The 11,491-nt window shown below is 57.9% G+C and carries 14 protein-coding genes; 10 read left to right on the forward strand and 4 right to left on the reverse strand.

Annotated features, from left to right (window positions below; translation table 11 throughout):
* Window positions 1–233 precede the first annotated feature (233 nt).
* The 5 genes from ACZ46S_RS07875 to ACZ46S_RS07895 all read left to right on the forward strand — a co-directional run bounded on the left by ACZ46S_RS07875 (window position 234) and on the right by ACZ46S_RS07895 (window position 3,049).
* The gene (locus tag ACZ46S_RS07875; protein ID WP_464061574.1) at window positions 234–734 is read left to right on the forward strand and encodes a hypothetical protein; all 501 of its coding nucleotides are present in this window, start codon (window positions 234–236) and stop codon (window positions 732–734) included.
* A gap of 5 nt (window positions 735–739) precedes the next feature.
* Window positions 740–1,627 carry a P-loop NTPase family protein gene (locus ACZ46S_RS07880; protein WP_464061575.1) on the forward strand — a complete coding sequence of 296 codons (888 nt, stop codon included), beginning with the start codon at window positions 740–742 and terminating at the stop codon, window positions 1,625–1,627.
* Entirely contained in the window at window positions 1,615–2,274 is a 660-nt protein-coding gene (locus tag ACZ46S_RS07885; RefSeq protein WP_464061576.1) for a hypothetical protein, read from the forward strand. The genes ACZ46S_RS07880 and ACZ46S_RS07885 overlap by 13 nt, the downstream gene beginning before the upstream one ends.
* Window positions 2,275–2,371: 97 nt before the next feature.
* Complete coding sequence (locus ACZ46S_RS07890) at window positions 2,372–2,614, forward strand: type II toxin-antitoxin system Phd/YefM family antitoxin (RefSeq protein ID WP_464061577.1); 243 nt, start codon at window positions 2,372–2,374, stop codon at window positions 2,612–2,614.
* Between the two features lie 3 nt (window positions 2,615–2,617).
* Window positions 2,618–3,049, forward strand: coding sequence for a PIN domain-containing protein (locus tag ACZ46S_RS07895; RefSeq protein ID WP_464061578.1), 432 nt, complete (start codon window positions 2,618–2,620; stop codon window positions 3,047–3,049).
* Between the two features lie 296 nt (window positions 3,050–3,345).
* On the opposite strand, the gene ACZ46S_RS07900 is transcribed toward ACZ46S_RS07895, so the two are convergent.
* Complete coding sequence (locus ACZ46S_RS07900; protein WP_464061579.1) at window positions 3,346–3,681, reverse strand: ArsR/SmtB family transcription factor; 336 nt, start codon at window positions 3,679–3,681, stop codon at window positions 3,346–3,348.
* 79 nt (window positions 3,682–3,760) lie between these two features.
* Between ACZ46S_RS07900 and murI the strand changes: the two genes are divergently transcribed.
* The gene (gene murI, locus ACZ46S_RS07905; protein ID WP_464061580.1) at window positions 3,761–4,612 is read left to right on the forward strand and encodes a glutamate racemase; all 852 of its coding nucleotides are present in this window, start codon (window positions 3,761–3,763) and stop codon (window positions 4,610–4,612) included.
* An 83-nt stretch (window positions 4,613–4,695) separates the two neighbouring features.
* Here murI and ACZ46S_RS07910 read toward each other — a convergent pair whose 3' ends face one another.
* Window positions 4,696–5,256 carry a cysteine hydrolase family protein gene (locus tag ACZ46S_RS07910; protein ID WP_464061581.1) on the reverse strand — a complete coding sequence of 187 codons (561 nt, stop codon included), beginning with the start codon at window positions 5,254–5,256 and terminating at the stop codon, window positions 4,696–4,698.
* 46 nt (window positions 5,257–5,302) lie between these two features.
* Here ACZ46S_RS07910 and ACZ46S_RS07915 point away from each other — a divergent pair, with 46 nt between their 5' ends.
* The 4 genes from ACZ46S_RS07915 to ACZ46S_RS07930 all read left to right on the forward strand — a co-directional run bounded on the left by ACZ46S_RS07915 (window position 5,303) and on the right by ACZ46S_RS07930 (window position 8,336).
* Window positions 5,303–6,238 (forward strand): GlxA family transcriptional regulator, encoded by a 936-nt coding sequence (locus ACZ46S_RS07915; protein WP_464061582.1) that lies wholly within the window; start codon window positions 5,303–5,305, stop codon window positions 6,236–6,238.
* 329 nt (window positions 6,239–6,567) lie between these two features.
* The gene (locus tag ACZ46S_RS07920) at window positions 6,568–7,479 is read left to right on the forward strand and encodes an HNH endonuclease (RefSeq protein ID WP_464064047.1); all 912 of its coding nucleotides are present in this window, start codon (window positions 6,568–6,570) and stop codon (window positions 7,477–7,479) included.
* A 132-nt stretch (window positions 7,480–7,611) separates the two neighbouring features.
* Window positions 7,612–7,959 (forward strand): cupin domain-containing protein, encoded by a 348-nt coding sequence (locus ACZ46S_RS07925; protein WP_464061624.1) that lies wholly within the window; start codon window positions 7,612–7,614, stop codon window positions 7,957–7,959.
* Window positions 7,960–8,159: 200 nt separating this feature from the next.
* Window positions 8,160–8,336, forward strand: coding sequence for a hypothetical protein (locus ACZ46S_RS07930; RefSeq protein ID WP_464061625.1), 177 nt, complete (start codon window positions 8,160–8,162; stop codon window positions 8,334–8,336).
* Here the strand turns inward: ACZ46S_RS07930 and ACZ46S_RS07935 are convergent.
* A complete protein-coding gene (locus ACZ46S_RS07935) occupies window positions 8,333–10,999 on the reverse strand; it encodes a valine--tRNA ligase (RefSeq protein WP_464064048.1) in 2,667 nt (888 codons plus the stop codon). The two genes, ACZ46S_RS07930 and ACZ46S_RS07935, sit on opposite strands and share 4 nt — an antisense overlap.
* Window positions 11,000–11,123: 124 nt before the next feature.
* Window positions 11,124–11,339, reverse strand: a complete 216-nt coding sequence (locus tag ACZ46S_RS07940) for a GrpB family protein (RefSeq protein ID WP_464064049.1) — start codon at window positions 11,337–11,339, stop codon at window positions 11,124–11,126.
* Window positions 11,340–11,491 lie beyond the last annotated feature (152 nt).

The raw sequence follows: 11,491 nt of genomic DNA on the forward strand, positions 1-11,491 counted from the left end.
TTGGTCTGTTGTAGCCGCATAACCCACTACCACACCCGGCAGACGAGATTAGAGATGGTATATGAGGTGGTGAACGAGATGATGAACGGGGTATGGAAAGAGATATGAAATGAGATCGTCAATGAGCTGGGCAAAGAGATAGCCAGCTTGTCAAGATTCCGATTCGGAAGTTGAAAAGCTTGCTCCGAATATGAACAATGCGCGTCTGATTTTTCCAAGCAAAGACGCTGCTGATGCCACGTAAACGCAAACCCACAGAAGACGAGATTGAAATCCTGGCCGATCAATTCCGCCAGCTCTGGCGGCCGGGAGATGTGTTGCGCCCCTGGTTCCGTCAGCACCAAAACATGCTACTCGATCTTGTGCATGGCGCATGGTCCTGGGCATCCGTCGGGCAAGCCCTGACCAAGGCGGAGATCACCTATGGCACCGGCAAGCCTTGGACCGCCAAATGGCTACAAAGCGATTTCAGCCGGGCTCGGCAGCCGTTGAAGGGCTATGGACGTAACAAGCCTCCGCCGGATTCGGTGTCGACGCCTACACCCGTTGCGCCGGCGCCGCCCACGGCTTTGATCTCACAGGCCACGCCACCACCCTCGGCATCTGGCGTTCCACGTTTCAAACCAGCAACATTCCGCATCGCTGAGCCGCCACGTGTGCTGAGTGAGACCGAACGCGCAGAGATCGAACGTAACCGCCGCCTGACATTCGGGCCGCCTGAACCCAAGGAGTAGAGCCAATGTCCAAAGACAATTCCAAACCGGCCCCCGCGATGAACGGTGGCAAACCGTCGGGCGCCACCCCCTACCGCCCAAATATGACGAAATTCACTAGCCCACGCGCCGATATCGTCAGCCTGGCGCCGCCTCAGGAAACCGAGCCTGAGATCGGACAAGGGATCAATCTCACGGGCCAAGCCAAGATCATCTTCGCCGCCGGGCGGGGCAAGACGGGTAAAACCACCCTGCTGCGTTGGCTCACCGAAACCTCGATCCGTAATGGCGGCACGCCGATTTTGGCCGATGTCGATCCCAGCAATGCCACCTTCTCCGCCTATTTTGCCGATGTGGCCCGGCCAGAGACCGATAATCCGGCCGGGGTCACCGCTTGGCTGCAGGAGCTGATCGAATATTGCATCAATGAGCGGCAATCCGCCCTTGTCGATCTGGGCGGCGGGGATACCACCTTACGCTCCCTTGCCGCCGAGATGCCGGGCCTGGCGGCGCATATCGAGGCCGCCGGCATGGCGCCAATCATGTTCCACCTCACCGGCGCCCAGCCCGAGGATTTGCTCCCCGCCCTCACCCTGGCCGCACGTGGGTTCACCCCTGCGGCGCAAGCCTTGGTGTTCAACGAATATAGCATTGAGCCCGGCGCAACCCGTGAGCGGGCCTTTGCTCGTCTCACCGCGTCGGATGCGTATGCTCGTCTGGCGGCAGATTGTGTGAAGCTCTGGATGCCCCGGCTGCACGCCGCCGAGGCCGTGGAAAGCCGCCAATGCAGCTTCGCCGCCGCGCGCGATGGCACCGTCACGCCCTCGCTGGGGCTGTTCGATGCTGCCCGGGTCCGCGTTTGGCTTGATGCCATGGATCGCCGCTTCGCGGGGGTCAGATCATGGATCCCATAAGCCCCGCCGCGCGCCGGGAGGCCTTGCATGAGCAGATCAGCGACGCGCAGATGATCCTGCGCCGCGCCGCCGCGGCCGCCGCCCTGAAAAGCGACCCTCTGGCGGAGCAGCTCCAGGCCCTGGCCGTGTGTGTCGGCGCGCTGAGCGATCTCTACCAAGCCAGCGAAGCCACCCAGATCGACATCGCCAACACGCTGAAGACCCAGACCGGGGTGATCGCCGATGAAGCCATTGCCCGGGTACACGCCTCGGGCATGGACATCGTCAACCAGCTAGCGCCGCAACTGGCCGATGCCGCGGACCGCACCATGCGCATGAAAATCACCACGCTGCGTATCCGCAGCATCGTGGGTCTGGGTCTGGCATTGGCGCTGGCCATCCTGGTGCCCAGCCTGTTCACCTATGCCGCAGGGCTCAATGATGGCCGATTCCAGGCTGAAATCGCCGCGCATGTGATCCCCGCCGCCATGACCAGCCCTGCCGAGGCCCTCGCCTGGGGGCATCTGATGCAGGATAATGACGGCGTCACCGCCATGGCCGCCTGCCGCAAATCCATGCAGCAAGATGCCAGCGGACGGCATTATTGTTTCATGCCGGTATGGACCGACCCGATATCCCCCGCCGTGCCTTCAGCCCCCGTTCAATGACCTACAGCGCCGCCGCCTGGGAACATTACCCTTGCCCGTCCCAGCACATAGCCCTAAATATGACTACTGTAGTTCACCCCACCTCTCGGAGGCCGCCATGCGGGAAATTCAACTTCGCGACGCCAAGGCCAGCCTGTCGGCTGTGGTCGATGAGGCCTTACGCGGCGAGCCCGCCATTATCACCCGCCACGGAAAGCCCGAGGCGGTCATTCTCAGCTTCGAAGAATGGCAGCGGCTCTCGCATGTGCCCTCCTTCGGCCAATTGCTGATGGCTGCCCCGCTCGATGCGGACGATCTGCCGCTACGCAACCAATCCCCACTCCGTGATAGCGGCCTCTGATCCTTGTATCTCGTCGACACCAATGTCATCTCGGCGCGCGCGCCCTCGCGCGTCCCTCTGCCCGATTTGGCCGCCTGGATGGATGCCCACTCGGCCGATTTATTTCTCTCCACGGTCACAATCGCCGAGATTGAGGACGGCATCGCCAAGGCCAACCGTGAGGGGGCAACCCGCAAAGCCCGTGACCTAACCGCCTGGTTGGAGACCGTGTTGCACCTCTACGCGGCGCGCATCCTGCCATTCGACGTGGCCAGCGCCCGCCTGGCAGGGTGTCTATCAGACCGCGCCCGTGGCCAGGGTCATGCGCCCGGCCTCGCCGACATCATCATCGCCGCCACCGCCCAGCACCACGGGCTGACCATCCTGACCCGCAACCTGCGGCATTTTGAGCCGCTGGGTGTGGCAGTACATGATCCATTTATGCGCCTGCCCTGAGCATGGTCGTGGGCGGCAGGAATGTTCATACCTCCGACGGCCACTTCCGGCGCGATTGCGCCCTTGCGGGTCATTCCCGGGCTCTAATTGGATGCTCTGAAGCAGACCTTCCAAAGGTGTAAATGTTTTCTGCTGATAGCTTGGCCTGGCGGCTTTTGGGATTGTTTGCGTTCGCGTGGCCGACTTTCCATGCCACCAGGAGACGGTGCTTCGCGTGGCAAACACGACCTCGCCATCCAGCAATGTCGCGTAAATCCTAAGTTATGCGACACCTGTGATCGATCCTTGGCAGTTCTTCACTTCAGACTGCTCACAGGGAGTCTGCTCCGCAGGTCTTCAAGGGCAACGGCTATTGCTTCTCGATTAGGCCGGAAGAAGACCCAATTCTTGATCTGTCTAGCCTCAATCAGACCCGCCTCCATCAGAATCTTCATATGTGCTGTCCCGGTGGGCTGACTCACCGCCAGCTTCCGCACAATAGCTCCGAGGCAAACCCCATCCGCGACGAGATCACCATCCACCTGGGGCGGAAAGTTCGCTGTCGGGTTCAGCAGCCACTCCAGCACGTGAAGCCGCTTCTCGTTCGCCAGGGCGCGCAGAAAATCAGGAGCTGACGTCATCTCCACTTCCATATAGGAAAAATTCTATATAGGTAAGCTTCTATATGGCGCCCGTGAAGACGCCTCTTTCTTACGTTCGTTGGAGCGCATCATGGGTTCGTCACCGCACGCTTCTTACCCAATCGGCATCCTGGATAGCGGAGTTGGCGGGCTTAGCATCCTCCGCGCACTTCAACAGGTGATGCCCCAGGAGAGCTTCGTCTACTTTGGAGACTCGCAGAATGCGCCCTATGGGGCACGCGCCGAGGGGGACATCCTGCGCCTCATCCAGCAGGCCGCTGCCACGCTTCTACAACGACAGATCAAACTATTGGTGCTCGGGTCTTCCACAATCACCACGGTTGCCTTGACCGACCTGCGGGCGCGCTTCGCGCTCCCCATCATCGGCACCAATCCAGCAGTAAGCCTTGCCGTCGATGTCACGCGGTCGAAAGTCGTGGGCGTTCTCTGCACGCAGGCGACGGCGCACAGCCAACTGCTAGGCGATCTTGTTTCCCGCTTCGCTACTCCCAAGGGGGTGCGCGTCCTCCGGACCTGGCACAACGATCTGGTCCCTATGCTGGAGCGCGGGGAAACCGACACGCCTGCACTTCGAACCATCCTGCGCGAAGCCTTGAGCCCCCTTGCCGCAGCCGGTGCCGATCAACTCGTGCTTGCCTCGACCCATTTCACCTTCCTGAAGCCCACGATCCAGGCTGAGTTTGGCAATACCTTTGGATTTGTAGACAGCGCTGCGACCGTCACGGCAGAAGTCGCTTCGATCTTGAGGCGCGAGAGCGTAGATTTACCCGCAGGTGAAGGTGGTTCGACGACCTACCTGTTCACCGGGGATTTAAAACTGGCGCGTGCTGCGGTCGTGAAACTCTTCAACTCCGTTCCCTCAGCAGAGGTGACCATAGCCGAGAATTTGGTGGTCCAATCCCCCTCTACGTCAGTGCTATGATCGCTTTCCCCCTCCAGCACTGATTGTCGCATAAATTTTAAGTTGCGCGACAAATATTCAAATAGGAATGATGGCGCCCAAAGTCAGCTTGCATTGCCCCATATCTCGGTGGCCTTCACGACTGTGGTCTTCGAACGCAAGGCATTAAGGGCAATTCGATGAATCATCTCGGTTGGGGCAGTGCATAGGTCTTCTACAACACGGACGTGAAATGCATCTGCTGCCCGCGACAAGGCTGTGAATACAACACAGTTTTGCGTCATCATTCCGCAGATGAGCAACTCCCGCACACCACATAGATACTCGGTTAGGCGAGTATCCTGAAATGCATCCGCGACGTGCTTGATCACGATCGGCGCATCGCCCACGGTATCGAGAATCCCTGGACGGATATCTACGCCTGAGCTCGTTGCCGCGAAAAGACCCGTTGGGGCGGTCGAGACATGCTTGATCAGGATCACCCTGTCGCCGTTTTCTCGCGCGTGGTGGATGGCTGAGATAATACGAGCTTCGGTCTCTTCGGCCTGCCAAAGGGGGAAGACACCTCCCGGGAAGTAGTCGTTCTGAATGTCGATAACGATCAGGCTGCGAGCCATCTGCACTACCTTTCTGGTGATAATCAATAGTTTTTCCGGAAAACGCATCCGGCCATAAGTGGCCCGATGGACATTATCCGTATAAACTGGGCCAATGCGCCTCGCTGTCATTGCTTATGATCAAATCAGCCCCTTCATGCTGTCGACGCCACTGGCCGTCTTCGGTGAACCGTTCCTGTCCGCTGGCCATCGGGTTGATGTCTGTGCCGTTCAATCCCGTATTCTGGCTGCTGGTGGGCTGACGATCGAAGTTCCTCACCGGCTGGAGGCAACGCGCGATGCGGATGTGGTTTTCCTTCCAGGCTGGAGAGATCATGCCGAGCCCGTGCCGGCTGATATCATTGACGCACTACAGTGCGCGCAAGCGCGAGGGGCCATCGTGGTTGGTCTTTGCTTGGGTGCCTTTGGGCTTGCCCAAGCGCGCCTGCTGGACGGGCGGCGAGCGACGACACATTGGGCTCGGATCGACGCTTTTGCCGAAAGGTTTCCTAATGTATCCGTTGATGCTGGAGCAATCTTTGTCGATGAAGGGGCTATTCTAACGTCGGCTGGAATCGCATCCGGCCTGGATTGCTGTCTGCATGTCTTGGCGCGCATTGCGGGTGCGGGGGAAGCAAATCGCATTGCGCGTCATCTCGTTGTCGCCCCACAGCGATCCGGCAACCAACCGCAGCTTGTTGAACGGCCGGCAATCACCTCCTTAGCGGACATGCGGCTAGCGGTGGTTCTCGACGAAATTCGTCAAAACCCCAGGCGATCACCAACCCTCGATGAGTTGGCCGGTCGTTTGGGGATGAGCCGCCGTAGCCTAACTAGGCACATCCGCGTCCGTACCGGCGGCAGCCTCGGAGAATGGTTGCGGCGGTTGCGTTTGGCACGAGCGCAAGAGTTGCTCCTGGCTGGTATGAGAGGATTGGACAACGTCGCCGAGCACAGCGGCTTTCCAGACAATCATGCACTTCGGGCCGCGTTTCACGCGGAGCTAGGCATGTCGCCTCGCCAGTGGCTTGCACGACACAGGTTGGCCTGACCGCTCTCTCGGAAATGGGGGAATGCGTATGCCGCGTAACTTGTAAATTATGCGACAGGTAGGCGGCCTCCCGGCCAGCCTAGCATTTTCTTGTCGCGTATCTTTGTCGCAGCATTCGTATACTTACGACAAAAATACGCGACAACCGGTGACCGGGATGGGGGGGGGGAGCGGAATGGCGGGTTTTGGACGTTAACCCTAATAAGCGGTCATTGCCGAGGTGCCCACGAATTCGTAGGATGAATAAAGCTCTTCAATCGGGATGAGACATGAAGGCAATGGGTAACGTTACACTCATCCGTCTTTGTTGATTTCATGGAGTAAATACCGTGGAATGGAACGATATTCAGGGCAAAAAATATCCGGGATACGGACGGTGCATCTATTGTGGAAGCGATGGGGGCAAAAATGGTCTCCGGAGCGAACACATCATTCCTTTCTCGTTACAGGGCGAAACCGAGATTAAGAACGCAAACTGCGTGACCTGTCAGAATACTATAAATCCAGTTGATACACATTTAGCCCGTGCAGTTTTCTACGAATATCGGCGGCATGTTGGTTCTCCATCCCGGCGCCCGGAAAATCAGCCGAAGCTACCAGCCGTTAATTTCACCATCAAGGGCTCGGAGGTCGAACGTGATCTAACGGTCGATTGCCGCCCTTATTCCCTTGCTATGCCTGTTTGGGGCCTCCCTGGTTTTTACCGCCGGGCGTCAATCGACGATCCGTTTCCCGAAGTCTATTGCCATATGTACCACCACCTTCCGCCGAACATGCCCGAGATACTTGGTCTCGAGCAGGATGACGATTTTATGGTGAGGAGCAAGGCGGCAATAAATATCTCGCTATTTGCCCGGGCCATCGCCAAAATAGCCTATTGCCATGCCGTTTTACAGTATGGCTTAGACGGCTTTAGACCTCTTATATTACCCGATATTATCCTAGGCCGGTCACGCGCTATACCGTATTTTGTAGGCGCCCCACTAGATGATCCCCCTCCACCCCTTGAAAAAGGGCGTCGTCATTTGGTCGAGTTCACGAATCTTGACGCAAACCCGATGCACCCATCGAACACTCTGGGAGAATTACGAATGATCATCGCAAATATCCGCTTATTCGCTGACAGCGGGACAGCTCAGCATGGCTTGCCGATTTATCAGGTGATTTGCGGGGCACGCAGCCCAGCAAAAACAAGCAATCTTAAGCCAATTCTGCAGACTCCAAAAGTCATTGTCTTGTAGGCGGGCTAAGCAGAGTCTGCTCTTTGGTTGTTCGCTAATTTGAGCACGCGACCGTCATGGGTCGTCTGCTGACTTGCCTGCGAACCAAGTTGCATTCAATATTGTCTTGGCTAACCGGAAACGGAGCGATACGTGAAAGCTTCCTTAAGCGATGTTTTGGCTCGCCTTCCTGGGCCTTCAACCGAGGAATGGCCGACCGGTGAGCCCTTTGCAGCTGCGTTAAAACATGGATCAATGCTGCTAGAGGCGTTTGCTCCCCGTGGAGTAGATAGGCAATCACCGCATGACCAGGATGAGATATATCTAGTAATTTCTGGTACTGCCAATCTCATCGTTGAAGGCACAGTGACCCCTGCAAAGGTAGGCGACGCATTGTTCGTTGCAGCGCTTGCCGAACACAGATTTGAAAATATTTCCGATGATTTTGTGACGTGGGTGGTCTTGTGGGGGCCTATGGGCGGAGAGAGAGTTATCCCATAAGGACCTCTAACTGTGACTGCTTTTCGTGGAGAGTTTCGGGCGCCGCGGGCGTACGAAAGTCTCCACGGAGAACGAACCCGCTGCGCGGGATTGGTGCTTTCGGTGAGGCCGTAGCGTAGGGCCCGCGGCTTGGTTTCTGTTGAGAGCTGGGACGGCCCGGTCTGAGGATGTTGGCTTCTTTCATTGCAAAGGAGCCTTCCATGACCAAGCCAGTTGCCATGCCTGCGCCCAACGATCTGCGCCAGCGGATGATCGAGGACATGAACGTGCGTGGGTTTTGTGCCAAGACCCAGCACGATTACTTGCGCATCGTCTCGCGCTTTGCCGTCTTCCTGGGGCGCTCTCCCGGTACGGCTAGCGTTTCCAAGGGCGGCTAACCATTTTTCTGTTCCAAAGTGGCCAACCTCGCCAGCGCGGCCTCAAGGCGTTTTGCCTCGTTGGCGAAACTCTGCTCACGCTCGCGGTGTTCTTCCAAAACCGATTCCGGCGCGCGGGAGGTAAAATCCGTGTTCGCCAGCTTGGCCTGGACCTTTTTCAACTCTCCTTCGGCTTTGGAAAGAGCCGTGGCAAGGCGCTTCTTTTCTGCTTCAAGGTCAATCAGCCCTTCCAGCGGCAAAACGGCCGTTGCCCCGTCCAGCGATAACTGAGCAGCGTTTTTTGGAACTGGACCTTGCAGAAAAGCAACATTGCTGGCGCGAGCCATGCGGGAAATTGCTTCATCCCACCGCTGTGCAATCGTCATAGCGATGTCTGTCGCATCCAAAAACAGCACCGGCGATTTCTGTGAAGGCGGGACATTCATCTCCGAACGAACGGTACGAATTTCAGAAATAAGAAGCTTTAACCATTCTATTTCAGATTGTGCGCTTACCACATTGGTTACCGTCGCAACCTTGGGCCAAGATGCGGAAATCAGCGAGAACGCCTCGCCATAGCCGAAATGATCCCATAGTTCCTCAGTCACGTAAGGAATCAGCGGGTGCATCAACCGCAGCAGCACACCCAGAACATAGGCTGCCGTGTCGCGGATTTCCGGCGCATCGGCCTCGCTGGTGAAGCCAGGTTTGGCGAGTTCGATGAACCAGTCGCAGAAATCGCCCCAGGCGAAGCGGTAGCAGGCGGCGGCGTAATCACTCGGGCGAAAAGCATCCAACCCGACGGTGGCGGCGGTAATCGCCTCGTTGGCGCGGGCAAGAATCCAGCGGCACAGCGGCAGCTTCGCATTTTCAGGCTTGAACGCTGGGTTTGGCTTCACCCCGTTCATTTCCAGAAACCGCGCGGCATTCCATATCTTGGTGATGAAGGCGCGGTTGGTCTGGACGATCTTCTCGCCCAGCTTAACATCACGCCCTTGGCCCGCGGCGGCGGCTACGGAATAGCGCAAAGCATCCGTCCCGAATTTGTCGATGAGGGTGAGAGGGTCCAGCACATTGCCCTTGGACTTGGACATTTTCTGCCCCTTTTCGTCACGCACCAGCCCGTGAATATAGATGGTGCGGAACGGCACATCACCCATGAAATGCAGGCCCATCATCATCATCCGGGCAACCCAGAAGGGAATGATGTCAAACCCCGTCACCAGCGTATCGGTGGGGTAGTACTTTGCCAGCTCCGGCGTTTGTTCCGGCCAGCCGAGCGTGGAGAAGGGCCAGAGGGCGGAGGAAAACCAGGTATCCAGCACGTCCTCATCTTGCGTGAGCGCGATACCCGCCCCGGCCTTGGCCTGTGCCTCGGCCTCAGTGCGCACCACGTAAACCTTGCCGGCTTCGTCGTACCAGGCGGGAATCCGGTGGCCCCACCAAAGCTGGCGGGAAATGCACCAGGGCTGGATATCGCGCATCCAGGCGAAGAAGGTATTCTCCCACTGCTTGGGCACAAACTGGGTGCGGCCTTCCTCAACCGCCTTGATGGCCGGCTGTGCGAGCACATGCGCGTTGCAATACCATTGGGTGGTCAAATACGGCTCAATCACCGTGCCCGAGCGGTCGCCATAAGGCACCATGTTCTGGTGCGCCTTCACCTCCACCAGTTGTTCGCGCGCCTCCAACTCCGCCACGATAAGTTTACGCGCCGCGAACCGGTCCTGCCCTTCAAGCGAGCGCACAAACTCCGGCATCTCGCCCAGCTCGGCCAGCGTGATCCTGCCCTGCTTGTCGAGCATCGAGGGCATGGCCAGCCCATGCCGCTTGCCAACCTCAAAATCGTTAAAATCATGTGCGGGCGTTATCTTCACCGCCCCGGTGCCCTTCTCAGGGTCGGCATACTCGTCCGCGATGATGGGGATTTTCCGCTCCGTCAGCGGCAGCACCACATGTCTGCCGATGAGATGCTTGAACTTTTCATTCTCCGGGTGCACCGCCACGGCGGTATCCGCCAGCATTGTCTCCGGCCGGGTGGTGGCGACGATAATCTCTTCGCCGCCCTCAACGGGGTAGCGAATATACCACATATTCCCCTTGGTATCCCGACTCTCCACCTCAAGGTCGGAGATCGCGGTCTGCAGCTGGGTATCCCAGTTCACCAACCGCTTGTCCTGATAAATTAGCCCTTCCTCGAACAGCCGCACGAATACCTCGCGCACCGCCACGGAAAGCCCCTCATCCATGGTAAAGCGCTCGCGTGCCCAATCCGGCGAGGCGCCCAGGCGGCGCAGTTGCCGGGTGATATTGCCGCCGGACGCAGCCTTCCACTGCCACACGCGAGAGAGGAACGTTTCGCGCCCCAGATCTTTGCGGGACACGCCTTCCTTATCCAGCAGCCGCTCCACCACCATCTGCGTGGCGATGCCCGCATGGTCGGTGCCTGGCTGCCAGAGCACATCGCGCCCCTGCATGCGGCGGTAACGGACAAGAATATCCTGCAATGTCATGGTCAGCGCGTGGCCCACATGCAGGCTGCCGGTTACGTTTGGCGGCGGGATCATGATGGTGTAGGGCTGCGCGTTACTCTCCGGCTGCGCGGCAAACGCGCCCGAAGCTTCCCAACCGGCATAAAGCCGCGCCTCGGATGAGGCGAAGGTGAAATCGCTATTGAGATGCATTATGAACTCTGCCTGTATTCAACATGGTTGAATTCCACCTTGTTCCTGTAAAGAAGATGATGAAGCAACAAAAAAGGCCCCAAAGGGGCCGATTTTTCCGCGCACAGGTGCTTTCACGAGATGGCTATGCCATCCTACCCGTGCGCGATCTTACTACAAGGCCGAATACAATTATCATGAGTTCAAATATATCGTAAAATCGATAGTCGTCAAATAAAGCGGTTTTCGATCGGTCTGAAATGGGCTTTGCACGAATGCTGGGAATTGCGGTCGAACCGATGTGGTGAATTGCGACCAATGTGGACCCGATGGCATCTGAAAGATGCTCGCATCTCCACATCGGCCATTTCCGCCCAATGGGGGTCGTGCGGCAGAAGTTGAACCCTGATTGCTGGCGGCATATGAGTCCTACGGGTTAGGGCTTCAAGGACTCAGGATAGAGCGATCCTCGCGAGCTTCAATGGCAGCTTTCGGCGGACTCGCCCACGCGAT

The organism is Acidocella aluminiidurans (assembly GCF_055383125.1).

Excerpts from the sequence above, each read along its gene's own strand:
- ACZ46S_RS07875 (WP_464061574.1), top strand. The coding sequence starts at position 234 with ATGCCACGTAAACGCAAACCCACAGAAGACGAGATTGAAATCCTGGCC.
- ACZ46S_RS07880 (WP_464061575.1), top strand. The coding sequence starts at position 740 with ATGTCCAAAGACAATTCCAAACCGGCCCCCGCGATGAACGGTGGCAAA.
- ACZ46S_RS07885 (WP_464061576.1), top strand. The coding sequence starts at position 1,615 with ATGGATCCCATAAGCCCCGCCGCGCGCCGGGAGGCCTTGCATGAGCAG.
- ACZ46S_RS07890 (WP_464061577.1), top strand. The coding sequence starts at position 2,372 with ATGCGGGAAATTCAACTTCGCGACGCCAAGGCCAGCCTGTCGGCTGTG.
- ACZ46S_RS07900 (WP_464061579.1), bottom strand. The coding sequence starts at position 3,681 with ATGGAAGTGGAGATGACGTCAGCTCCTGATTTTCTGCGCGCCCTGGCG.
- murI (WP_464061580.1), top strand. The coding sequence starts at position 3,761 with ATGGGTTCGTCACCGCACGCTTCTTACCCAATCGGCATCCTGGATAGC.
- ACZ46S_RS07910 (WP_464061581.1), bottom strand. The coding sequence starts at position 5,256 with ATGCGTTTTCCGGAAAAACTATTGATTATCACCAGAAAGGTAGTGCAG.
- ACZ46S_RS07915 (WP_464061582.1), top strand. The coding sequence starts at position 5,303 with ATGCGCCTCGCTGTCATTGCTTATGATCAAATCAGCCCCTTCATGCTG.
- ACZ46S_RS07930 (WP_464061625.1), top strand. The coding sequence starts at position 8,160 with ATGACCAAGCCAGTTGCCATGCCTGCGCCCAACGATCTGCGCCAGCGG.
- ACZ46S_RS07935 (WP_464064048.1), bottom strand. The coding sequence starts at position 10,999 with ATGCATCTCAATAGCGATTTCACCTTCGCCTCATCCGAGGCGCGGCTT.
- ACZ46S_RS07940 (WP_464064049.1), bottom strand. The coding sequence starts at position 11,339 with ATGTGGAGATGCGAGCATCTTTCAGATGCCATCGGGTCCACATTGGTC.